The 23656-nt window shown below is 55.2% G+C and carries 26 protein-coding genes; 12 read left to right on the top strand and 14 right to left on the bottom strand.

The genetic code is table 11. The features are described from left to right. Positions 1–12 precede the first annotated feature (12 nt). Together poxB and ltaE are read left to right on the top strand one after the other, a co-directional pair. Complete coding sequence (gene poxB / locus NQH49_RS06755) at positions 13–1734, top strand: ubiquinone-dependent pyruvate dehydrogenase (RefSeq protein WP_256696076.1); 1722 nt, start codon at positions 13–15, stop codon at positions 1732–1734. A gap of 67 nt (positions 1735–1801) precedes the next feature. Next, positions 1802–2803, top strand: a complete 1002-nt coding sequence (gene ltaE, locus NQH49_RS06750; protein WP_256696075.1) for a low-specificity L-threonine aldolase — start codon at positions 1802–1804, stop codon at positions 2801–2803. 343 nt (positions 2804–3146) lie between these two features. Here the strand turns inward: ltaE and NQH49_RS06745 are convergent, their stop codons facing one another. Further along, positions 3147–3971, bottom strand: coding sequence for an N-acetylmuramoyl-L-alanine amidase (locus tag NQH49_RS06745; RefSeq protein ID WP_256696074.1), 825 nt, complete (start codon positions 3969–3971; stop codon positions 3147–3149). Further along, the gene (locus NQH49_RS06740; protein ID WP_256696073.1) at positions 3971–4291 is read right to left on the bottom strand and encodes a heavy metal-binding domain-containing protein; all 321 of its coding nucleotides are present in this window, start codon (positions 4289–4291) and stop codon (positions 3971–3973) included. The genes NQH49_RS06745 and NQH49_RS06740 overlap by 1 nt, the downstream gene beginning before the upstream one ends. A 98-nt stretch (positions 4292–4389) precedes the next feature. Here NQH49_RS06740 and NQH49_RS06735 point away from each other — a divergent pair, with 98 nt between their 5' ends. From NQH49_RS06735 to artJ (NQH49_RS06710), 6 genes are all read left to right on the top strand, one after another. Next, positions 4390–4929, top strand: coding sequence for a lipoprotein (locus NQH49_RS06735; RefSeq protein ID WP_256696072.1), 540 nt, complete (start codon positions 4390–4392; stop codon positions 4927–4929). 239 nt (positions 4930–5168) lie between these two features. Further along, positions 5169–5897: an arginine ABC transporter ATP-binding protein ArtP gene (artP, locus tag NQH49_RS06730; RefSeq protein ID WP_008102444.1), complete on the top strand. Its 729-nt coding sequence runs from the start codon at positions 5169–5171 to the stop codon at positions 5895–5897. Between the two features lie 15 nt (positions 5898–5912). Next, on the top strand, positions 5913–6644 hold the full coding sequence (artJ, locus tag NQH49_RS06725; protein ID WP_008102446.1) for an arginine ABC transporter substrate-binding protein: 732 nt from the start codon (positions 5913–5915) through the stop codon (positions 6642–6644). Between the two features lie 6 nt (positions 6645–6650). After that, positions 6651–7364, top strand: coding sequence for an arginine ABC transporter permease ArtQ (gene artQ, locus NQH49_RS06720; RefSeq protein ID WP_256696071.1), 714 nt, complete (start codon positions 6651–6653; stop codon positions 7362–7364). 2 nt (positions 7365–7366) lie between these two features. Beyond that, positions 7367–8035 carry an arginine ABC transporter permease ArtM gene (gene artM, locus NQH49_RS06715; protein WP_256696070.1) on the top strand — a complete coding sequence of 223 codons (669 nt, stop codon included), beginning with the start codon at positions 7367–7369 and terminating at the stop codon, positions 8033–8035. 132 nt (positions 8036–8167) lie between these two features. Beyond that, positions 8168–8899 carry an arginine ABC transporter substrate-binding protein gene (gene artJ, locus NQH49_RS06710; protein ID WP_097094391.1) on the top strand — a complete coding sequence of 244 codons (732 nt, stop codon included), beginning with the start codon at positions 8168–8170 and terminating at the stop codon, positions 8897–8899. A gap of 62 nt (positions 8900–8961) precedes the next feature. On the opposite strand, the gene rlmC is transcribed toward artJ (NQH49_RS06710), so the two are convergent. The 10 genes from rlmC to NQH49_RS06660 all read right to left on the bottom strand — a co-directional run bounded on the left by rlmC (position 8962) and on the right by NQH49_RS06660 (position 17715). Then, complete coding sequence (gene rlmC, locus NQH49_RS06705) at positions 8962–10098, bottom strand: 23S rRNA (uracil(747)-C(5))-methyltransferase RlmC (RefSeq protein WP_256696069.1); 1137 nt, start codon at positions 10096–10098, stop codon at positions 8962–8964. 48 nt (positions 10099–10146) lie between these two features. After that, complete coding sequence (locus tag NQH49_RS06700; RefSeq protein ID WP_256696067.1) at positions 10147–10614, bottom strand: YbjO family protein; 468 nt, start codon at positions 10612–10614, stop codon at positions 10147–10149. Positions 10615–10699: 85 nt separating this feature from the next. Beyond that, positions 10700–11545: a putrescine ABC transporter permease PotI gene (gene potI / locus NQH49_RS06695; RefSeq protein WP_008102460.1), complete on the bottom strand. Its 846-nt coding sequence runs from the start codon at positions 11543–11545 to the stop codon at positions 10700–10702. Further along, on the bottom strand, positions 11542–12498 hold the full coding sequence (gene potH, locus NQH49_RS06690) for a putrescine ABC transporter permease PotH (protein ID WP_256696066.1): 957 nt from the start codon (positions 12496–12498) through the stop codon (positions 11542–11544). Before potH ends, potI begins: the two co-directional genes overlap by 4 nt. A 9-nt stretch (positions 12499–12507) precedes the next feature. Further along, entirely contained in the window at positions 12508–13641 is a 1134-nt protein-coding gene (gene potG / locus NQH49_RS06685; RefSeq protein WP_158238594.1) for a putrescine ABC transporter ATP-binding subunit PotG, read from the bottom strand. A gap of 114 nt (positions 13642–13755) precedes the next feature. Next, positions 13756–14865, bottom strand: coding sequence for a spermidine/putrescine ABC transporter substrate-binding protein PotF (potF, locus tag NQH49_RS06680; RefSeq protein ID WP_256696064.1), 1110 nt, complete (start codon positions 14863–14865; stop codon positions 13756–13758). A 372-nt stretch (positions 14866–15237) separates the two neighbouring features. Further along, on the bottom strand, positions 15238–15717 hold the full coding sequence (locus NQH49_RS06675; protein ID WP_008102469.1) for a type III secretion system chaperone family protein: 480 nt from the start codon (positions 15715–15717) through the stop codon (positions 15238–15240). A gap of 87 nt (positions 15718–15804) precedes the next feature. Further along, positions 15805–16707 (bottom strand): 30S ribosomal protein S6--L-glutamate ligase, encoded by a 903-nt coding sequence (gene rimK / locus NQH49_RS06670; RefSeq protein WP_256696063.1) that lies wholly within the window; start codon positions 16705–16707, stop codon positions 15805–15807. 17 nt (positions 16708–16724) lie between these two features. Beyond that, positions 16725–17447, bottom strand: coding sequence for an oxygen-insensitive NADPH nitroreductase (gene nfsA, locus NQH49_RS06665; RefSeq protein WP_061717179.1), 723 nt, complete (start codon positions 17445–17447; stop codon positions 16725–16727). 16 nt (positions 17448–17463) lie between these two features. Continuing rightward, a complete protein-coding gene (locus tag NQH49_RS06660; RefSeq protein ID WP_256696061.1) occupies positions 17464–17715 on the bottom strand; it encodes a DUF1418 family protein in 252 nt (83 codons plus the stop codon). Between the two features lie 170 nt (positions 17716–17885). On the opposite strand from NQH49_RS06660, the gene NQH49_RS06655 reads away from it, so the two are divergent. Continuing rightward, positions 17886–18149 (top strand): GrxA family glutaredoxin, encoded by a 264-nt coding sequence (locus tag NQH49_RS06655; RefSeq protein ID WP_256696060.1) that lies wholly within the window; start codon positions 17886–17888, stop codon positions 18147–18149. A 33-nt stretch (positions 18150–18182) separates the two neighbouring features. On the opposite strand, the gene ybjM is transcribed toward NQH49_RS06655, so the two are convergent. Beyond that, a complete protein-coding gene (ybjM, locus tag NQH49_RS06650; RefSeq protein WP_256696059.1) occupies positions 18183–18554 on the bottom strand; it encodes an inner membrane protein YbjM in 372 nt (123 codons plus the stop codon). A gap of 254 nt (positions 18555–18808) precedes the next feature. On the opposite strand from ybjM, the gene NQH49_RS06645 reads away from it, so the two are divergent. Then, the gene (locus tag NQH49_RS06645; RefSeq protein ID WP_061717183.1) at positions 18809–20497 is read left to right on the top strand and encodes an aspartate:alanine antiporter; all 1689 of its coding nucleotides are present in this window, start codon (positions 18809–18811) and stop codon (positions 20495–20497) included. A gap of 352 nt (positions 20498–20849) precedes the next feature. Then, positions 20850–21455, top strand: a complete 606-nt coding sequence (gene ybjG / locus NQH49_RS06640; protein ID WP_256696058.1) for an undecaprenyl-diphosphate phosphatase — start codon at positions 20850–20852, stop codon at positions 21453–21455. A 63-nt stretch (positions 21456–21518) separates the two neighbouring features. On the opposite strand, the gene NQH49_RS06635 is transcribed toward ybjG, so the two are convergent. Further along, complete coding sequence (locus NQH49_RS06635; protein WP_071531640.1) at positions 21519–22724, bottom strand: serine hydrolase; 1206 nt, start codon at positions 22722–22724, stop codon at positions 21519–21521. A gap of 274 nt (positions 22725–22998) precedes the next feature. Between NQH49_RS06635 and NQH49_RS06630 the strand changes: the two genes are divergently transcribed. Then, positions 22999–23655 carry an HAD family hydrolase gene (locus tag NQH49_RS06630; protein WP_256696056.1) on the top strand — a complete coding sequence of 219 codons (657 nt, stop codon included), beginning with the start codon at positions 22999–23001 and terminating at the stop codon, positions 23653–23655. The last annotated feature ends 1 nt before the right edge of the window (position 23656 follow it).

Here is a 23656-nt window from a genome sequence, read left to right as displayed (position 1 = left end):
AGGAGCATAACGATGAAGCAAACTGTGGCGGCAATGCTGGCAAAAACTTTGGAAAACGCCGGCGTGAAACGCATTTGGGGCGTCACCGGTGACTCTCTCAACGGGCTGAGCGACAGCCTGAATCGCATGGGCACCATCGAATGGATGCCGACGCGCCATGAAGAAGTGGCGGCCTTCGCGGCCGGCGCTGAAGCACAAATCAGCGGCGAACTGGCGGTATGCGCCGGTTCCTGTGGACCGGGCAACCTGCATCTCATCAACGGTTTGTTTGATTGCCACCGCAATCACGTTCCGGTTTTGGCCATCGCCGCCCACATTCCTTCCAGCGAAATTGGTAGCGGCTATTTTCAGGAAACCCACCCGCAAGAATTATTCCGCGAATGTAGCCACTATTGCGAGCTGGTTTCCAATCCGGAGCAGTTGCCGCAGGTGCTGGGCATTGCGATGCGTAAAGCGATTCTTAATCGTGGCGTGTCGGTAATTGTGATCCCCGGCGACGTGGCGTTGCAGCCGGCGCCGGAAAGCGCACGCAGCGAATGGTATCCACCGCAGTTGCCACACGTGGTGCCTAACGCCCGCGAAGTATCCGCCTTAGCCGAAACGCTGAACGCAGCGGAAAATATCACTCTGCTGTGCGGCAGCGGTTGTGCTGGCGCACACGACGAAGTGGTGAAGCTGGCAGAAACGCTGAAAGCACCAATCGTGCATGCGATGCGCGGTAAAGAGCACATCGAATACGACAACCCTTATGATGTCGGCATGACCGGATTGATTGGCTTCTCCTCCGGTTTCCACGCCATGATGAATGCCGATACCTTAGTGCTGCTGGGGACGCAATTCCCCTACCGCGCCTTCTATCCGGCCGATGCCAAAATCATCCAGATCGACATCAATCCCGGCAGCCTCGGATCGCACAGCCATGTCAATATGGCGCTGGTCGGTGACATCAAAACCACCTTGCATGCGTTACAACCGCAGCTCAGCAGTAAAACCGATCGTCAGCATCTGGATAAAGCGCTGGCGCATTATGTCGATGCGCGTAAAGGGCTGGATGAGTTGGCCACCGCCAACGATAAGCTGGCAATTCACCCGCAATATCTGGCCCAGCAAATCAGTGAATATGCCGATGACGACGCCATCTTTACCTGCGACGTCGGCACACCAACCGTGTGGGCGGCGCGCTATCTGAAGATGAACGGTAAACGCCGGTTAATCGGCTCGTTCAATCACGGGTCGATGGCCAACGCCATGCCGCAGGCGTTAGGCGCGCAGTCGCTGGACAAACAGCGTCAGGTGGTTGCGCTGTGTGGCGACGGCGGCTTTAGCATGTTGATGGGCGATTTCATTTCGGTGGCGCAGCTGAAACTGCCGGTGAAACTGGTGATCTTCAATAACAGCGTGCTGGGCTTTGTGGCGATGGAGATGAAAGCTGGCGGCTATCTAACCGATGGCACCGATCTCGAAAACCCTGATTTCGCCGCCATCGCAGCCGCCTGCGGTATCAAAGGCATTCGCGTCGAGAAAGCCTCCGATCTTAACGGCGCGCTGCAGGAAGCCTTTGCGCATGATGGTCCGGTGCTGCTTGACGTGATTACCGCCAAGGAAGAGTTGTCGATGCCGCCGCAGATCAAAGCCGAGCAGGCCAAAGGTTTTAGCCTCTATATGATGCGCGCCATTCTGAATGGACGTGGTGATGAGATAGTGGAGCTGGCGAAAACCAACTGGCTGAGGTAAAACAATTCAGGCCAAACATGATGATAACGCGGGCGCTCTGCCCGCTTTTTTATTTCAGGAGAGCGACGTGATCGATTTACGCAGTGATACCGTAACCCGCCCGAGTGCTGCCATGCTCGATGCCATGATGGCAGCCGAAACCGGCGATGATGTCTACCGCGATGACCCCACCGTATACGCACTGGAAGTCGAAGCCGCACGCTTGAGCGGCAAAGCCGCCGCCCTGTTCTTCCCCACCGGCACGCAAGCTAATCTGGTAGCGCTGCTGTGCCATTGCCAGCGCGGTGATGAATATATCGTGGGTCAGCAGGCGCACAATTACAAATATGAAGCCGGTGGTGCGGCAGTGCTCGGCAGCATTCAGCCGCAGCCGATTCTGCATGCCGCAGATGGCTCTCTGCCGCTGGCGGATGTCGCCGCCGCCATCAAACCCGACGATTTCCACTTCGCCCGCACGCGTCTCTTGAGCCTGGAAAACACCCATCACGGTAAAGTGCTGCCGCTGAGCTATCTGGAGCAAGCGTGGACATTCACCCGCGAGCGGAAGCTGGCGCTGCACATTGATGGCGCGCGTATTTTTAACGCCGTGGTGGAACAGAATGTTGAGTTGGAAGCGATTGCGCGATACTGCGACACCTTAACCATCTGCCTGTCAAAAGGACTCGGCACGCCGATTGGTTCGCTGCTGTGTGGCGATGAAGCGTACATTGAGCAAGCGCGGCGCTGGCGCAAAATGACCGGCGGCGGAATGCGTCAGTCGGGCATTCTGGCCGCTGCGGGCCTGTATGCATTAAAGCACAATGTCGCGCGTCTCAAAGACGATCATGACAACGCGGCGTGGTTAGGCGAGCAGCTCAGTGCCATCGGCGTTGAGGTGATCAATCAGCACACCAACATGCTGTTTGTGAAAGTGCCAACGGAGAAAGTTGAAGCGCTGAAAAGCTGGATGCAGTCGGGCGATGTGTTAATCAGCGTCGGGCCCGTGACGCGTATTGTCACGCATCTGGATGTCAGCCGTCAGGATCTGCAACGGCTGGTGGCGCACTGGCAGGCGTTCCTGCAGCAGTAAATCCTGGTGCGCATTCATACTTTGTAGGGTCGCCATTTATGGCGACCACTGCTAGTCCGTCAAGCCAACGATGAGTGCGCTGGCCGACGTCACTTTTGGTCCGGCAGTCCTCGCGCCGCTTGTGCGGTACCTTCACTACGCTCGTCTGCCTGACGGACCGGCGAAGACGGGACTTCCATGTCCCGGCTTCGCCTTTCGCCCGCGTCCTGCGGGCTCTCCTGGCTTCCTCGCTTCGTTCAGCGCTGCGTATAGCCAGCCCAAAAGCGCCCCCGGCCTGCGTCGAAACTTCAGTGCGTGTTGTTCAAAAGGGGTCAAATGCAAGATGCTTTATTGATAACAAGCATCACTGCGCCGCACCGTACTTCGCTAATAACGCACGCGCGATCGCGAGGGTTTCCGCATCGGCGATGCCGCGATAATCACGCGGGCGGAAATGCATCTGAAACGCTGCAATCAGCTTGCGCTGCATCTGCGGCGTGGTTGCCGCCGCGACGTCGTAGCCATAGCGCTGCAGCGCATCCAGCAATTCTGCCTGATCCACGCCCTCATCCGCGGCGCGCCCGTTAAGATAACGCTGCACCGTTGCCTGCTCAGGCCACGCGCCTAAACCCTGCTCAGCCAGTTGCTGCCACGGAAACAGCGGACCGGGATCCTGCTTACGCTGCGGCGCGATATCGCTGTGTCCGACCACATTTTCCGGCGCGATGCCGTAGCGCTGGGTGATGTCCTCCACCAGCGCCATCAGCGCGCTGATTTGCTGCGGCGTAAAAGGCTGCCACTGCAAACCCGTCAAAGTGCGGCGATAACCGCTGTTGACGATTTCAATGCCAATCGAAGTGTCATTGATGCGCGTTGCGCCGCGCCAAAAACTCGGGCCCGCATGCCACGCGAGCTGGCTTTCCGGCACCAATTGCCACACCACGCCCTTGTCGTTTTTCTGCGGCGGATGCTGCGGAATCAGGTAGTGCGCGCTAACGTCCCTATCGGTCAGCGTTGCCAGCGAACGGGAGAAATCCTCGGCGGTGTAGTGAATCACCACCACTTTAATGCGCGGTCGCGCGCCCTGCGCCGGATGCGCGGTATCGACCCAATAACCGTGACGCGCTTCAATTGATGACTGACAAGCGCTCAGTAACAGCGCCATCGCCAACAGAACCACCACGCGCATTAGCGAATGATCACGGCGGTGCCGGTGACGCTCACCATCAACATGCTGCCCTCTTTACCCACGGTTTCATAGTCGATATCAATGCCCACCACCGCGTTGGCGCCGAGCGCTTTGGCCTGCTCCTCAAGCTCGCTGAAGGCGATTTGACGCGCTTTACGTAACTCTTTTTCGTAGGCGCCAGAACGGCCACCGACGATATCGCGGATGCCGGCGAAGAAATCGCGGAAAATATTGGCGCCGAGAATCGCTTCGCCGGCGACCACGCCGCAATATTCACTGATGCTGTGTCCTTCCAGCGTGGGCGTTGTAGAAAATTTCATGGTGTTCTCCTTTTCTGAATCAGCTCGTAGCGCTTAAAAGCAAGGCTATACTCTATGCTAAAAATGGCGCTTTGCCAGTGAACAATAAGGAAATCGAGATGAGAAACAATGCCTTTGCGCTGCTTATTCCTGCAGCGTTGCTGCTGAGTGCGTGTACCACCGTTGAGCCGGTCATTAAGGATAATGGTCCGCGCACCGCGGCCTGTGTTGAAGGCGGTCCGGATAGCGTGGCGCAACAGTTCTACGATTTACGCGTCAGCCAGCCGACACAAGGTTTGCCAGACAGCAACACGCTGGCGAAATATCGCCCTTACCTGAGCGATCGTCTCTATCAAAAATTGCTTACCGCCAACGGCCAAAACCCGAAACCGGCGGCCTGGAGCCAAGGCGATCTCTTCTCCAGCCTGGCGCAAGGCCCAACTTCGGCGGAGGTTGCCAGCGCATCCACCATTCCTAATCGCGATGCGCGCAATATCCCGCTGCGCGTTGAGCTGAGCCGCGATAACAAAACCTGGAAAGATGAAGTGCTGATGATCCATGAAGGCACTTGCTGGGTGGTTGATGATGTGCGTTATGTCGGCCAGGTGCCCCACGCTGGCGGCGGTTCACTGACGCAACTGCTGGAAGCAAAAAAGTAACCGTTCACTTTTCCCGCAGTTAACACCATTGATTAGCGCGCCGCATCCTTGCGGCGCTTTTTGTTGATATTTTGTGAACTAAATAGCGCGCGCCAGCCCTCATCCACCTTGAGTTGCGCGATATTGTGCTACGCTTTGAAGGTTTCACTGCTCTTAAATAAATATTAACCCACCACAATTGCATAACTATTCTGGTGACGTTAAAATCCGCGACACTAATTACTATTCATTTTTAGCGCATGAGTATTCAACTAAACGCCATAAACTGTTTTTACGGTGCCCATCAGGCACTGTTCGATATCAACCTGGCTTGTCCGCAGGGTGAAACGCTGGTGTTGCTCGGCCCGAGTGGCGCGGGTAAAAGTTCGCTCCTGCGCGTCCTCAACTTGCTGGAGCAACCGCGTTCCGGCAGCCTGCAGATTGCCGGCAACCAGTTTGATTTCACCAAAGCCCCTTCCGACAGCGCGATTCGCGAGCTGCGGCAGAACGTGGGCATGGTATTCCAGCAATACAATCTGTGGCCGCACCTGAGCGTGGTGCAAAACCTGATTGAAGCGCCGTGCCGCGTGCTCGGTCTCAGCAAAGACGCCGCACGTGCGCGTGCTGAAAAGCTGCTGGATCGTCTGCGCCTGACGCCGTACGCCGATCGCTTTCCGCTGCATCTTTCCGGTGGACAGCAGCAGCGCGTCGCGATTGCCCGTGCACTGATGATGGAGCCGCAGGTGCTGCTGTTTGATGAACCGACCGCCGCGCTCGACCCTGAAATCACCGCCCAGATCGTCAGCATTATTCGTGAGCTGGCACAGACCAACATCACACAAGTGATCGTCACGCACGAAGTGGAAGTGGCGCGTAAAACCGCCAGCCGCGTGGTGTATATGGAAAACGGTCACATTGTTGAGCAAGGCGATGCCAGCCACTTTACACAGCCGCAAACCGACGCGTTTGCTAATTATCTTTCGCATTAAGTCAGGATGCTTCTAATGAAAAAAGTTGTAATTGCTGCCCTCCTTGCTGGCCTGAGCCTCAGCGCTTCAGCGGCACAGACACTGCGTTTTGCTACCGAGGCTTCTTATCCTCCGTTTGAATTCGTCGACTCTGATAACAAAATTCAGGGCTTTGATGTCGATCTGGCTAACGCGCTGTGTAAAGAGATGGATGCGACCTGCACCTTCACTAATCAGGCGTTCGACAGCCTTATCCCCAGCCTGAAGTTCCGCCGTTTTGACGCGGTGATGGCAGGCATGGACATCACGCCAGATCGTGAGAAGCAAGTGCTGTTCTCCAAGCCCTACTACGACAACTCTGCCATTTTCATTGCGCAGAAAGGCAAAATGGCTGACGTGGCCGCGCTGAAAGGCAAGCGTGTTGGCGTGCAGAACGGCACCACGCACCAGAAATACCTCTCTGACAAACACAGCGACATCACCGTTGTGCCTTACGACAGCTACCAGAACGCAGTGCTGGATCTGAAAAACGGCCGCATCGACGCGGTATTCGGTGACACCGCCGTAGTGAACGAGTGGCTGAAGCAGAACGCCAACCTCGCGCCGCTGGGTGAGAAAGTGACGGACAAAGATTACTTCGGTACCGGTTTAGGGATTGCCGTGCGTCAGGGCAACAGCGAGCTGCAGGGCAAGTTCAATGCGGCGCTGGAGAAGATCAAAGCGGACGGCACCTACAAAACCATCTATAGCAAATGGTTCCAGCAGTAATTTCTGATGAATGAAATGATTCCACTCGCAAGCGCCGCCGGTATGACCGTCGGCCTTGCCGTTTGTGCACTGATCTCCGGCCTTGTGCTGGCGATGATTTTTGCTGGTTGGGAATCGGTACGCTGGAAACCGCTGGCGTGGATCGGTACCGCGCTGGTCACGCTGATTCGCGGCCTGCCGGAAATTCTGGTGGTGCTGTTTATCTATTTCGGCGCTTCTCAGCTGCTGCTGACGCTCTCAGATGGCTTCCACATCAATCTCGGCCTGTTCAACATTCCGGTGCAGGTGCAGATTGAAAACTTCGACGTCAGTCCTTTCCTGTGTGGTGTGATTGCGCTGGCGATGCTCTATTCCGCCTATGCGTCACAAACCCTGCGCGGCGCGCTGAAAGCGGTGCCGGTCGGCCAATGGGAATCGGGCCAGGCGCTGGGTATGAAAAAGTCGGCGATTTTTCTGCGCCTGATCATGCCGCAGATGTGGCGTCACGCGCTGCCAGGTTTGGGCAATCAATGGCTGGTTTTGCTGAAGGATACCGCGTTGGTATCGCTGATCAGTGTCAACGACCTGATGCTGCAAACCAAAAGCATTGCCACCCGCACGCAAGAGCCGTTTACCTGGTATCTGGTGGCGGCGGCGATCTATCTGATTATCACGCTGTTCAGTCAGTTCGTGCTGCGCCGCATTGAATTGCGCACCACGCGTTTTGAGCGAGGGGCTTAAGCATGCTGGATTACTTACCCGAGCTGCTGAAAGGGTTACACACCAGCCTGACGTTAACCGTGGCTTCGCTGTTTGCGGCTTTGGTGCTCTCGGTACTCTGCACCATCGTGCTGGCGCTCAAAGTGCCGGTGCTGAATTGGCTGGTGAAAGGCTATATCACTTTGTTCACCGGCACGCCGCTGCTGGTGCAGATCTTTCTGATCTATTACGGTCCCGGCCAGTTCCCCAGCATCCAGAACATTCCGTGGCTGTGGCATCTGCTGTCGCAGCCTTGGCTGTGCGCACTGCTGGCGCTGTCACTCAACAGTGCGGCTTACACCACCCAGCTGTTTTACGGTGCGGTGCGTGCCATTCCATCTGGTCAATGGCAATCCTGCGCGGCACTCGGCATGAACCGCAAAGATACGCTGCGCATTCTGCTGCCGTACGCCTTCAAGCGCGCCCTATCGTCCTACTCCAATGAAGTGGTGCTGGTATTCAAAAGTACCTCGCTGGCTTACACCATTACGCTGATGGAAGTGATGGGCCACGGGCAGCTGTTGTATGGCCGTACTTACGATATTTCGGTGTACGCGGCCGCGGGCCTGATCTATTTGGTGGTTAACGGCTTGCTAACATTGATGATGCGCTTGGTTGAGAAGCGTGCGCTGGCATTTGAGCGCCGCAACTAATGTCACCACAACAGGCGCCTGAAACGGCGCCTGTTTCCATTTAAATTAATAAGCAAAAATATTGCATATAAATTCATTAACTGGCATCGTGTAACCCGTTCCGTATCTGGCATGGTTTACAGGAGTTACATAATGAAAAAATGGATTGTTGCTGCTGCGCTGGCAACTCTGGCAATGAATGCTTATGCGGCTGAAAAAATCCGCTTCGCCTCTTCCGCAACTTATCCCCCGTTCGAATCCCTTGATCACGACAACCAAATCGTTGGCTTCGATATCGATTTGGCAAAAGCACTGTGTCAGCAGATGAAAGCGGATTGCACTTTCACCAACAACGCCTTCGATAGCCTGATTCCGTCGCTGAAATTCCGTCGCTACGACGCGGTCATTTCCGGCATGGATATCACCGCCGATCGCAGCAAGCAGGTCGATTTCACCCAGCCTTACTATGCTAACTCGGCGATTGTGATTGCGCATAAAGGCCAGTTCACCGACTTCAGCCAGCTGAAAGGCAAACGTGTTGGCGTTGAGAACGGCACCACGCATCAGAAATACCTGCTGGAGAAACACCCGGAGGTGATTGCGGTGGCGTATGACAGCTATCAGAACGCGATTCTCGATCTGAAAAACGGTCGGCTGAATGGCGTGTTTGGTGATACGGCGGTGGTGAATCAGTGGCTGAAGGCCAATGACGATCTTAGTGCGGTCGGCGAGCACATCACCGATACCGACTTCTTTGGCACCGGTTTAGGCATTGCGGTACGCAAAGGCAATGAACCGCTGCTGAATGAGCTGAACAGCGCGTTAGTCGCGCTTAAAGCCAACGGCACCTGGCAGCAAATCAATCAGAAGTGGTTCCCGGAATAAGCATTATGGGATAGCGTGGCGGGCGCCAGACAGGTTCTGCACGTCCTCCGTTCCGGTGAACGCTACGCTGTTCCGCCCTTCTTGCTTAACAAACACAGCACTTCAAAATGCGCGGTATGCGGGAACATGTCGAACAGCTGCACGCGGCTCACGTCATACTCCGCCAGACGCGCAATATCCTGCGCCATGCTGGTGGGATTGCAGCTGGAATAGAGAATGTAATCGGGTGCCATCTCACTGAGATAAGCACACAACTCCGCGCCGATACCGCGACGCGGCGGATTCACCAGCACCAGCTGCGGCACCGCTTCCCGCGACGTGGCGAACTGCGTGGAATCCAGCGCGGCAAAACTCACTTTTTCTAATCCAAGCTGCTGCGCCGACTGCTGCGCACAGGCGATGGCTTCAGCATTGATTTCGATGCCGGTCAGCTGCATCTCTGGCGTGGCGCAGTGCAGGCCAAATCCCCCAACGCCACAAAACAGATCCCACATGCTGCTAACCGGCAACTGCGCGACCCAATCGCGCGCGGTGGCGTAGAGATCGGCGGCAACCTGTGGATTGGTCTGGAAGAAGCTTTGCGGACGAATATAGAGCGGCACCTGATTAAAGCGCTCCGCCAGCGCCTGATCCGGCGTCAGCGCAATCTCCTCATCGCCTTCAAGAATCGCCATATGCACCGGCTGAATATTGGCGGAGATCACCTTCAGCTGCGGCAGCTGCTGTTGCAGCCACGGCAAGGCATCGCGCAGCTGCTGCAGCTTGCTAGTGGAACGCAGCACAAAACGCAGCATCATGCCGCCCTGCGTACTCTCCGTCAGCAACAGGAACTTCAGCTCACCGCGTTTGCGCGCCACGTTATACGGCGTTAAACCCGCGCGGGCGATAAAGGGCTTGAGTAGTGTGAACACCGCGCTGAAGCTCTCGGGATAGAGCGGACAAGCGCAGAGATCGACCGGTTCACCGTCGCGCGCCACCATGCCGAAAATCGGCCGCTCCACGCTACCGCTCACCACCATTTTGGCTTTATTACGAAACCCTTGCTGCGCGGATTGCACCGGCGGCAGCCATTCGCCTACCGGCCTCTCAGCCAGCAGTTGTTCCAGCAGCGACTGCTTGTCGTTGAGCTGTTGCGGATAGGGTTTTTCCAGCCACTGGCACGAACGACAGCGACCGGCATCATAAAGCGCGCAATGCATGCAAATGCCTGTATTCAAAATCGGGAGAAAAAATGGGGGGCGATTGTATCACCGGTGGCGGAAAAAAGCGCGACTGCTGGCGGGCACAAACAGCAGCGCTAACACCAGCACATCCGGCAGCTTTTGCAGCAGCGTGTGATGAATGATCTGCGCATTGCTTTCGCCAGGGATACTGAAAATTTCCGGGTAGATCCAGCCCACCGATGCCATCAACATGTAGATCAGCACAATGATTTGCGTCGCGACATAGCCCCAGCGCCCACGATTATTGCCGCGCATCAGGGTAAAGGCGCAGCGCAGTTCAAACAGGAAAATCAGCTGGCTGGCGATAAAGATCAGGGTGGAATCCCAGGCTTGCGCGCTGCGATGCACGAAATTGGCAAGTTCGTCGTAACCCAGTTCGTTGGCCAGCAGCAACACGCTGAGGCAGCGCGTAATGATGATGGCGCAGCCTGCGACCATCACCGGCACCGGCGTAGCGTTAATCATTGAACCGTTTTTCAGGGTTTCCGACATGGTATTGCTCCGTAACTGAGGTGCGCATAAATGCGCACCCTACGACGTAGGGTCGCCATTAATGGCGACCTTAATGTTACGGCGTTCAGCCACGTTTTGCTTTCTGAATATCGCGTAAACGCTGCTTTTCTTCGTGCGCCATAAAGCGCCAGGCGATAAAACCGACTAAACCGACGACAAACAGAATCAGCGAGGCTAAGGCGTTGATCTCCGGATTCACGCCACGACGCACGGTAGCGAAAATCGCCATCGGCAAGGTGGTCGCGCCTGGGCCGGTCACGAAGCTGGCTATCACCAAATCATCCAGCGACAAGGTAAACGCCAGCAGCCAGCCGGTAACGATAGCGGGCGCGATCATCGGTACGGTGATCACGAAGAATACTTTCACCGGCGTTGCGCCGAGATCCATCGCCGCCTCTTCAATCGAGCGATCCAACTCACGCAGACGCGAGTTAATCACCACCGCCACGTAAGCGGTACAGAAGGTCACGTGCGCCAGCCAGATGGTCAGCATGCCGCGATCGCTCGGCCAGCCAAAGGTATTACCCATCGCCACGAACAGCAGCAGCAACGATAAACCGGTGATCACATCGGGCATTACCAGCGGCGCCGTCAGCATAAAGGCGAAACCGTTATGCCCACGGAAGCGACCAAAGCGCACAATCACCACCGCCGCCATGGTGCCAAGCACCACCGCCATGGTGGCGGAGAGCGCGGCGATGGTCAGGCTGAGACCCACCGCATCCAGCATCGCCTGATCCTGGAACAGCACCTTGTACCAGTGGAACGAGAAGTTCTCCCACACCGTGACCAGCGGCGAACTGTTGAAGGAGTAAACCACCAGCAGCAGCATCGGCGCGTACAGGAACATAAAGCACAGCACCAGAATCACGGTGCGCCACGGAGAGCGAATGGTCGGTAACTGGCTCATTCTTTCTCTCCCACGTCACGGTTCTGGTGCTTGTGGAACCAGATAATCGGCAATATCAGAATCAACAGGATGATCACCGCCAGCGCGGACGCTACCGGCCAATCACGGTTGTTAAAGAACTCCTGCCACAAAATACGACCAATCATGATGCTGTCCGGACCGCCGAGCAGTTCCGGGATCACGTACTCGCCGACCGCCGGGATAAACACCAGCATCGAGCCGGCAATAATTCCGCCTTTGGTCAGCGGCACAATCACGCTGAAGAAGGTTTTCAACGGACGAGCGCCGAGATCCAGCGAGGCTTCCACCAGCGAATAATCAATACGCGTCAGCGCGGTATAAATTGGCAGCACCATAAACGGCAGATAGCAGTAAACGATACCGATATACACCGCCGTGTTGGTATAGAGGATCACCAGCGGGTGATCGATCACGCCGAGCCACATCAGGAAGCGGTTAAGAATGCCGTTGTTGTTGAGCAGGCCCATCCACGCGTATACGCGCACCAGAAACGAGGTCCACGACGGCAGGATCACCAGCAGCAGCAGAATAGTGCGCATTGACGGCTTGCTGTGCGCCACCGCCCACGCCAGCGGATATCCGATCATCAGGCAGATAATGGTGGAGATGCCCGCCACTTTCAGCGACGTCAGATACGCGTCGGCATACAGCGGATCGTCGGTCAGTGTGAAGTAGTTTCCGAGGTTGAGCACCAGATTGAGCTCGCCATCGGCCCAGGTGACCAAATCGGTGTACGGCGGAATGGCGCGCGCAATATCGGCGAAACTGATTTTCAGTACGATCAGGAACGGCAGCAGGAACAGCAGGATCAGCCACAGATACGGCAAGGCAATCACCAGCTTACGGCCATGCTGCATCTTAATGCGCGTTGCCCAGCGCTGCAGCGGCGTGCCCACCACTTCGGGCTTGCTGCGTTGAGAAATCTGGCTCATATCGCCCCCTTAAACCGTCAGAACCACACAGCTGTCGGCGTCCCAGCAGAGACGCACTTCATCGCCCCACGTTGGCGCGCCTTTGCGGTAGCGATGGGCGTTTTGCAACTGTGCGCTGATCATCTGGCCGCTGCGCAGACGCACGTGATAAATCGACAGGTCGCCGAGATAGGCGATGTGAACCACTTCACCCACGGCAAAGTTGCAGCCATCGGCTGGGACTTCTTCGCACAACATCACTTTTTCCGGACGGAGCGCCACGTGCACCGGCACGTTATCCACCACGGAAACATCGGTCTGCACTTTCAGCGGATGCACTAAGCCCGGCGCATCAATGATCAGCGCGTCCTCACCGCGTTCGCGCAGCAAGCCTTCAAACACATTCACCGAACCGATGAACTCAGCGCTGTAGCGGCTGGTTGGATGCTCGTAGATCTCTTCCGGCTCACCAATCTGCACGAATTTGCCACGGTTCATGATGGCGATACGGCCCGCCATGGTCATCGCTTCTTCCTGATCGTGCGTTACCATCACGCAGGTAGCGCCGACACGCTCGAGAATATCGACCACTTCATGCTGCATGCGGTCACGCAGTTTTTTATCCAGCGCGCCCATCGGTTCGTCGAGCAGCAGCAGCTTAGGACGTTTCGCCAGGCTACGCGCCAGCGCCACACGCTGACGCTGACCGCCAGAGAGCTGATGCGGCTTGCGCTTTGCGAACTCCTGCATGTGCACCAGCGACAGCATCTCTTCGACGCGGCTAGAGATTTCGCCCTTCGGCAGTTTGTCCTGCTTCAAGCCAAAGGCAATGTTCTGCTCCACCGTCATGTGCGGGAACAGCGCGTAGGACTGGAACATCATGTTGATGGGGCGCTGATACGGCGGAACATGGGAGAGATCCTGGCCATCAAGCACAATCTGGCCGCTGGTTGGCGGTTCGAATCCCGCCAGCATGCGCAGCAAGGTCGATTTGCCACAGCCGGATGCGCCCAGCAGCGCAAAAATCTCACCTTTATAAATGGTCAGACTGACATCATCCACGGCGTGCTGCCCGTCAAAAGATTTGGTCAGATTGCGAATTTCCAGCAGCGGCGTCATCGCCTTAGCCGTTTTATTTGGGGGGCGGGGAATCGCGTCGTTCACTAACATTTCTCCGGCGCTAAAATCGCGCGGCACAGCCAGCCGCTAAAAATGGCACAACAGAGGCCATCACTGCGCCTCTGCTGTCGTCTTCAGGCAATAATCGTTCAGAACGAATTACTTACCACTTTTTACTTTAGTCCATGCACGGGTACGCACACGATCCAGTTTCGGATCCTGGACCTTGAGCACAAACAGTTTGGCCATGGCATCCGGCGTTGGGAAGATGCCCGGATTGTTGCGCACGTCCGCATTGATCAGCGGCAGCGAGGCTTTGTTACCGTTGGCATAGTTCATGTTGTTGGAAACATCAGCGATGACTTTGGGTTCCATCATGTAGTTGAGGAATTGATACGCCCCTTCCACATTTTTCGCGTCTTTAGGAATCGCAAACATGTCGAAGAACGCCAATGCGCCCTGCTTCGGCACGATGTAGCCCAGATGCACGCCGTTGTTGGCTTTATCCGCACGATCTTTCGCCTGCAGAATATCGCCCGACCAGCCAATCGCCACGCAGATGTTGCCGTTCGCCAGGTCGTTGATGTACTGCGACGAGTGGAAGTAACGGATGTTTGGACGCAGTTTCAGCAGCAAATCGGTCGCCGCGCCAGAGTAATCTTTCGCGTCAGAGCTGTTTGGATCTTTACCCAGGTAGTTGAGCACGGTAGCGAAGATCTCTTCCGGTGCATCAAGGAAGGAGACGCCACAACCTTTCAGTTTTTCCAGGTTTTCTGGTTTCAGCACCAGATCCCAGCTATCCAGCGGCACATCTTTGCCCAATGCGGCTTTCACTTTATCGACGTTATAGCCGATGCCGGTGGTGCCCCACAGATAAGGAATCGCGTATTTGTTACCCGGATCGTGCTGGGCCACTTTCGCCATCAGATCGGGATCAAGATTTTTGTAGTTCGGCAGCTTGCTCTTATCCAGCTCCTGGAACACGCCCGATTGCAGCTGACGCGCGAGGAAGCTCGACGACGGCACCACCACGTCATAACCGGTGCTACCGGCCATCAGTTTGCCTTCCAACACTTCGTTGGAGTCAAAGACGTCATAAACCACTTTATCGCCGGTCTGCTTTTCGAAGTTCGGCACGGTATCCGCCGCGATATAATCGGACCAGTTATACACATGAACCGTACTACCTTCGGCCTGCGCACCGCCGGCCGCAGCCATCAATGCACCAGCAACCACACCTGACAACCATTTTTTACGTTGGTTGAACATGTTTTACTTCCTCCTGAGCGGGTCATCACAACGCTGCATACACGGCGATCCGGACGTTGCGTTTTCTGTTAAATCACAGGCACACAATGAATCAATATTCAGCGGGAGTTTAATAGCAAAAACCTATACCTGCGCTGAGGTTGCACGTCTCAAGCAGCCCCGCAAGAATAGCCCCCCCGCATCACCTGCACCAGATCCCAGCTTAAAAAACGCCTTTTCGCGATACGTTATGCATGTTTCTGCTATGGGGTTTGGCGTTAGTGGCATAAAGCACGACTAATATCTGGCAATAAAGGGCAAAGTGCAGAATAAAAAGTGGTGGGGCAAAAATGAAAACTGCCGCAAAAAGCGGCAGTTAGCGAGGCGGGGAACTTAGTGCAGCATCGCGTGGCTGCTGGAGCTGGGTTGTCGCTCCTCTTCTTCTTCGACCACCAGCAAGTGGTTAGCAAAGGCTTCCATGATCACCATAGAAACGCCCTCTTCACTCTGCTTCATAAAGTGGGAGAACTGACCGAAGGTTAATCCGGCGCTGGTACTGATCGACTGGCAGACAATCAGCTTCGGCAGATTGTCGTCCTGAATATCAACAAAGGCTTTAATGGTGAGCGAGCTGGCGTTGATCTGCGATAAATCGCCCACCAGCGGAATCAGCGCCGTCGGTTTTACTTCTGCCAGCGCGGAGAAGAGAATAACGTTATCCACCAGGTCAATTTTTGCATCAAACACCCCGTCAAAATTCTGCATATGCGGCAGATGCAGTGCCTGACAGGCATCGCATTCAAACCAGGTGATATTTTGTTGATCCAGCCAGCGACGCAGCACGTCAATGTCCGGAACGACCAGTGAATCCATCGTAATATCCTGTGGGGTGAAGAAATGAGCGCCTTAGCTTACGGAAAAACCGATCTGGATGCCACGAAAACCGCTGAAAAGCGCGGGTTAGCCGCCGGTTTTAGGACGATAGCCGGGGCAAGCGTGCTGCTCAATCCACTTGATCATCATGGTGGCGATATCTAATCCGGTAATGCCCTCAATTCCTTCCAGTCCGGGCGAGGCGTTCACCTCCATAACCAGCGGTCCACGATTTGCGCGCAGGATATCCACGCCCGCCACCTCGAGCCCCAGCGTGCTGGCGGCTTTTACCGCGACATCCCGCTCCTGATCGGTGATGTGCACGGCGCGGGCTTTGCCGCCGCGATGCAGATTAGAGCGAAAATCGCCCTCTTTCGCCTCGCGCTCAATCGCTGCCACCACTTCATTGCCAATCACCAGGCAGCGAATATCGCGCCCTTGCGCCTCCTTGATGAACTCCTGCACCAGAATATGCGCATTGAGGCCACGAAAAGCGTCGATCACGCTCTCCGCCGCCTGGCGCGTTTCCGCCAGCACCACACCGATGCCCTGCGTGCCTTCCACCAGCTTCACCACCAGCGGCGCACCGCCCACCATCGCAATCAAGTCATCGGTATCATCCGGCGACGAGGCAAAACCGGTGATCGGCATATCAATGCCCTCACGCGCCAGCAGCTGCAGCGAGCGCAGCTTGTCGCGCGCGCGGGTAATGGCCACCGATTCATTAAGGGGATAGCTGCCACGCACCTCAAACTGGCGCAGCACGGCGGTGCCGTAAAAGGTGGTGGCGGTGCCGATGCGCGGGATCACCGCATCAAAATGCCCCAGCGTCTCGCCGCGATAGTGCACCGCCGGTGAATCGGAATTGATGTTCATGTAGCAGGAGAGCGGATCGATGATCTGCACCTGATGACCACGCTCCTCCGCAGCGTCGCGCAGACGCTTACACGAATAGATCGATCCATCGCGGGTGAGAATGGCCATTTTCATTGCAAAGTTCCTTGTGCTTAGCGCGTCGCCCAGCCCTGCTGATGCAGGTAATCCAGAATGAAGGGACGCGTTTCTTTAATAATCAGGCGTTGAATCAGCTGGCTCCAGGTTTCGGAACGCTGGTTGCTATCACGTTGCTGATAATAGGCAGTAATTTGCTCATCGTACTGTGCCAGCACCTTTTTATCGACGGGCTGATAACGATTTTCATGCACCAGCATCGCTTGCGGCATGCGTGGCTTGACGTCCGGCGCATCAGCCGGATGACCGACGCAGAAGCCGAACAGCGGCAGCACAAACTTCGGCAGTTCCAGCAACTCGGTTACTTCAGCGATGCTATTACGAATCCCGCCAATGAATACGCCGCCAAGGCCCAGCGATTCCGCCGCCACCATGGCATTTTGCGCCATCAGCGCGGTATCAACGCAGCCGAGCAGCAGCTGTTCAGCGCGCCCGAGTTGCGCATCCGGGCAGATCTGCTGATGACGATTGAAATCCGCGCAGAACACCCAAAACTCCGCTGCTGCACTGACCCAAGGCTGGCCGCCGGTCAGCTGTACCAGCTGCTCGCGCTTTGCGGGATCGGTAATACGAATAATCGAGGAGCACTGCAAAAAGCTGGAGGTCGAAGCCGCTTGTGCCGCTGCAATAATGGCGCTGCGTTGCGCCTCATCAATGCCCTGTTCGGTAAAAGCGCGAATGGAACGGTGGCTGCACAGTAAATCGATAGTCGGCGTCATAAATCCTCTCCGGTGGTTACTTCTTTTTGTTGGAATGATTGAACAATTGTGGAGCCATCGCCTTCGCCGTGCGCCACATCATCATCCATGCGGCAGGCAGCATCAGCGCGATGCCGAGAAAAAACAGCAGCGTCGCCAGCGGCTTTTTCGCGATGAAATCAGGCGCGCTCACCCAATCGTTGGTTAGCAATAATGCCCCAATCACGGCAAGCACGCCGAGCACTTCGAGCAGCAACACGGGTTTCGGTAATCTAGCGAGATCACGCATGCGAAGGTTCCCTTGGCGTTCAATCAGTTTTAGCATCTGCATAGGCAGCAGGTATCAGAATAACAGGTAACTTCTTCTTTCATTAAGCAGGATGGGCGGGCATGATGTGACGCATTATTCACGCTGTGATGTGATTCTAGTCACAAAACAGCAGCGGAAGGAGAGAAGCAATGATTGCAGTGATTTTTGGCCGTTCTAGCTGCCCTTACTGCGTACGTGCGAAAGAGTTGGCCGCCAGGCTGACCAGCGAGCGCGACGATTTCAACTATCAGTACGTTGATATTCAGGCCACCGGCATTACTAAAGCCGATCTGGAAGCCCGTGCCGGCAAGCCGGTGACAACCGTGCCGCAGATTTTCCTCGACGATCAGCACATTGGTGGTTACACCGAATTCGCGGCCTGGACCAAAGAAAACCTGGGTATCGAAGCATAAGAGAACGGGCCTGCGGGCCCGTTTTGGCTGGTGCTATTCGGCACGCATCGCCAGCATAATGCGCAGCAAGCGCACCAGCAGCGCTCCACATCCCGCCCAGAACAGCGCACTTAAACTCCATGCCACAATCAACAAGCCGCTATGCGTGATTGGCACCGCCAGCATTAACCACATCATGCCCAGCAGCGTACCGCCCAGCGCCACCCACAAGGTGCTGATCAGCGGACTTTCCGCCTGCAGTAGCGCCATCAAACATCCCGGCAGTAAAAAAAGCAGTAATTCTGGCTGTCCGCGCACGGCTTGTTCACTGGCGGCGGCCCAGAAATGATGTGCATAAATAAACACCAGCGTATAAAGCATCACGCCCAGAATCGATGCTGGCCAGCGATTATTGCGCTGCAACATAATTATCCTCAACTTTGACGTTAACAATTATGAAACTTTTTCTGCCCTGATGCGCACGACTGGAAATAAAAAGAAACAGCTGGAGGCGAAAGGAATGAAAACTGCCGATAGCTGAGGGTGTTAATTATGATTAGAATGACGCCGCTTTAAATTTCGGCTTGAACGCTTTTGTTGCAGGAACCTTAACGTTCGGCACAAGATAGCGAAAAAAGTCACTTTCATCAACGTGTTAAAGGTTAAGAAGAAGTTAAACCGTGAACATTAACGTCGCAGAATTGTTAAGCGGAAATGACGTTCTGTTATTATTTGTCGTTTTAGCACTCGGACTCTGCTTAGGTAAATTACGCCTCGGTTCGGTCCAACTCGGTAATTCCATTGGCGTGCTGGTTGTTTCGTTGATTTTAGGTCAACAGCACTTCGCCATTAATACTGACGCATTAAGTCTTGGCTTTATGTTGTTTATTTTTTGTGTCGGCGTGGAAGCCGGACCTAACTTTTTCTCGATATTTTTCCGCGACGGTAAAAATTACTTCTTCCTGGCGATTGTCATGGTGGTCAGTGCGCTGTTAATCGCGCTGACGCTTGGCAAGGTATTCGGCTGGGATATTGGTTTAACCGCGGGCATGTTAGCCGGTTCGATGACCTCGACGCCGGTGCTGGTGGGCGCTGGCGATACGCTGCGACAAAGCATCAGCGACAGCCATCAGCTCACCTTGATGCAGGATAATCTCAGCCTCGGTTATGCACTCACCTATCTGGTGGGTTTAGTCAGCCTGATTTTTGGCGCGCGTTACCTGCCGCGCCTGCAACATCAGGATCTGCCAACCTGCGCGCAGCAAATCGCACGTGAGCGCGGCCTTGACGCCGACAGCCAGCGCAAAGTGTTTCTGCCGGTGATCCGCGCCTATCGCGTCGGCCCGGAACTGGTGGAGTGGAGCGGCGGCAAAAACCTGCGCGAGCTGGGCATTCATCGCCAGACCGGCTGCTACATTGAACGTCTGCGCCGCAACGGTATTCTCGCCAGCCCGGACGGTGACGCGATGCTGCAACTGGGCGACGATATCTCGCTGGTGGGTTATCCCGATGCGCATGCGCGCCTGGATCCTAGCTTCCGTAACGGCAAAGAGGTATTCGATCGCGATCTGCTGGATATGCGCATCGTCACCGAAGAGATCGTGGTGAAAAACCATAACGCGGTGAACAAGCGCCTGAGCCATCTCAAACTGACCGATCACGGCTGCTTCCTTAACCGCGTGATTCGCAGCCAGATCGAGATGCCAATCGATGACAGCATTATGCTCAACAAAGGTGATGTGCTGCAGGTAAGCGGTGAAGCACGTCGCGTGAAAAGCCTGGCCGATCGCATTGGCTTTATCGCCATTCACAGCCAAATCACCGATCTGCTCGCCTTCTGCGCCTTCTTTATCGTCGGCTTGATGATCGGCATGATCACCTTCCAGTTCAGCAACTTCAGCTTTGGCATCGGTAACGCCGCCGGTTTGTTGTTCGCGGGCATCATGCTCGGCTTTATGCGCGCCAACCATCCCACCTTTGGCTACATCCCGCAGGGTGCGCTGACGATGGTGAAAGAGTTTGGTTTGATGGTGTTTATGGCGGGCGTTGGCCTGAGCGCGGGCAGCGGTTTGCAACACGGTTTTGGCAGCGCCGGTGCGTTGATGCTGGTAAGTGGCCTACTGGTGAGTTTGCTGCCAGTGGTGATTTGCTATCTGTTCGGCGCTTATGTGCTGCGCATGAACCGCGCGCTACTGTTTGGTGCCATCATGGGCGCGCGCACCTGTGCGCCAGCAATGGAGATCATCAGCGATACCGCGCGCAGCAGCATTCCAGCCCTTGGCTACGCAGGAACGTATGCGATCGCGAATGTTTTGCTGACGCTGGCCGGTACCCTGATCGTGATAATCTGGCCGCTTTTGCCTTTATAAAAATATTTTTGCGCTGTCCAGAACTTTCTTCTGGGGTCGCAGTCTGAATAAGTGCCACTGCTTTTCTTTGAAATCCCCAAATTGTGGAGCCCGCCGGTCACTGACTTGCGGGTTTTTTTATGGCGATTTCGCCAGCTTGCCAAAATCTCCTTCGTCATCCTCTTGCTACGCCCTGTTTTAATTAAACCTTCTTGCAACTTTCATCAAAGTTAAACACTCCAACAACCCGCAATAAGTTTAAGAGCGCGACTATGTACTCATAGCTGGTCCGCTTTTAGGCTATCAAACTTATTTTGCAGCCATCTTTGCGCTGCTGTTTTTCGGGTAAACAAGACGAGGACAAGGAATCGTGATGGAAGCACTGAACCACACGCTTTTTTTATGGATCAACGCCACGCAGGATTCGCCACAGTGGCTGATTAGTCTGGCGACCTTTATCGCCAAAGATGTGATTGCCATCGTGCCGCTGCTGATTGTGGCGCTGTGGCTGTGGGGACCGCGCGATCAGCTGGAATCTCAACGCGCGCTGGTGTTGAAAACCGGCATGGCGCTGCTGTACGCGCTGAGCATCTCATGGTGCGTCGGTCAACTGTTGCCACATCCGCGTCCTTTTGCCATAGGATTCGGGCATCAGTTCTTATCTCACGCCGCAGATGACTCTTATCCGAGCGATCACGGCACCACCATTTTTACCTTTGCGCTGGCATTTATCTTCTGGCATCGCTTGTGGTCGGGCGTGCTTTTACTGGTGATCGGCAGCGCCATTGCGTGGTCACGCGTCTACCTTGGCGTGCACTGGCCAATGGATATGCTGGGCGGATTTCTGGTTGGTTTGCTGGCGTGTCTGGCGTCGCACATGGCGTGGCAGCTGTATGGCGAGCGCATGCTGGCGTTTACCCATCAGGTGTATCGCGCACTGTTTGCTATGCCGATTAAGAAAGGGTGGATACGTGAGTGAGGGATGAGGTCGCCATGAATGGCGACCCTACAACACGGTGCGCTTGATGCGCACCGTTTTTTATTAACTAAACCACTTCCCGAACCAGCCGTGGAATTTCATCATAATGAAATCCCAAATCCGGCCAATAAAGCCGCCTTCCGGCACCGCTTCCATCGCCACCAGCGGACGTTGTTCAATGGTTTTGCCATCCAGTTGGAAATCAATGGTTCCCACCACCTGATTCTTCTCCAGCGGCGCTTCCAGCTGCGGTGAGTTCAGGGTAAAGCTGGCCTTGAGGTTTTTCATCTGCCCTTTCGGCACGGTGATGGCTGCGTCTTTTGCTACACCGAGATTGACCTGGCTATGATCGCCAAACCATACGCGCTGCTGCGCAAACGGCTTGTCGGCCTTAATCGGCGTCACGGTTTCATAGAAGCGGAAGCCCCACGTCAGCAGCTTCTCGCTTTCACGGAAACGCGTAGCATCCGTTGCCGCGCCGAGCACCACGGAAATCAGGCGCATATCACCTTCGGTTGCCGAGGCCACCAGATTGTTGCCCGCGCCAGACGTGTGACCGGTTTTAATACCATCCACCTTCAGATTAGTGCTCCACAGCAGACGGTTACGGTTCATCTGCTTAATCTTATTGAAGGTGAACTCTTTTTCGCTGTTGATCGCATACTCTTCCGGCACATCGCTGATCAGGCGCTGGCCGATAATCGCCATGTCGCGCGCGGTGCTGTATTGCCCTTCAGCGTCCAGGCCGTGTACCGTCATAAAGTGGGTGTTTTGCAGGCCAAAGGCTTTGACATAGTTGTTCATCAACCCGATAAACGAATCCTGACTGCCCGCAACATAATCAGCCAATGCGATACAAGCGTCGTTGCCAGATTGAATCACCACGCCTTTATTCAGTTCAGAGACCGGAATGCGATCGCCGGGTTTGAGGAACATCAGCGATGAACCGCGCAGTTTGGGATTGCCGGTTGCCCATGCATCCTGCCCGATAGTGACCATGTCATCGTTGGTAATCTTGCCCGATTTCAGCGCCTGGCCGACCACATAGCTGGTCATCATTTTGGTCAAACTGGCGGGGTCAAGGCGCTGATCGGCATTGGATTCCGCCAGCACTTTGCCGCTGTTGTAATCCATTAAGATCCAGGCTTTGGCGTCTATCTGCGGAGCGGCTGGAGCTTGTTCTGCCAGCGTTGAAATAGGAATGAAAAGTAATAATAGTGACGATGCAGCCAGAGGCCGCCATGCAGTAGCGAAGGTGTTTTTTCTCATGAGGATGACCAGATTGTCCTTGTTAAATCTTGGTTTTTTGCAGATAAGACATGTCTCATCCCACGCTAACGGTTCAGGCCAGCGAAAAAAACCGTCCAATCGTAAAGTTTTATAGAGTTTATTAGAGTAACCCTGGCACCAACCGCGCAGCGCCGCCACTTTTGCCCATCTGACTATTGAAAAATTTTGCGTGTAATTCCGATTTTTCGCAGAACGGTTAAGCCAGTCACAAATTTCCGCTAACCTGAATTCAGTCAGCCTGAGGAGAGCCGCGATGGACTTAGCCATTTTCGATTTGGACGAAACCCTGATTTGTGAAGACAGCACCAGCCTGTGGCTGCGCTGGTTGGTTTCACAGGGATTCGCCCCCGAAGAGATCATCCAGCAGGAGAAAATCCTGATGGAGAAATATCACACCGGTACGTTATCGATTGAAGAGTACATGAACACCACGCTGGCGCCACTCGCCGGTATGGCCACCATGACCGTTGAAGGCTGGGTACGCCGCTTTATCCATCGCGACATCATGCCGCGCGTTTTTCCCGCCGCCCGCGAGCGTATTGAGTGGCATCAGCAGCGCGGCGACACGGTGATGATCATTACCGCCAGCGGCGATCATCTTGCTGTTCCCATCGCCGAGCGCCTTGGTGTTCACGGCGCACTGGCGATTGGCGTTGAAGTGGTGGATGAACGCTACAGCGGGCAAACTTACGGCACCATGACCTATCGCGAAGGCAAAGTGACGCGCCTCAGCGACTGGAAAGCGTTACAGCAGGACCAACGCTTTGAACGCACCTGGGCTTACAGCGATTCAATGAATGATTTACCGCTGCTGGCGCATGCCGACCATGCATGGGTGGTGAATCCCAATTCGCTGCTGCTGCAGGAAGCACAGCAGCGCGGATGGGAAGTGTGTAACTGGGCACGCTAAG

Source organism: Pantoea trifolii (assembly GCF_024506435.1).
GTDB lineage: Bacteria > Pseudomonadota > Gammaproteobacteria > Enterobacterales > Enterobacteriaceae > Pantoea > Pantoea trifolii.
The sequence above is the reverse complement of the archived record's forward strand: the minus strand, read 5'-3'. Positions and strand labels throughout refer to the sequence as shown.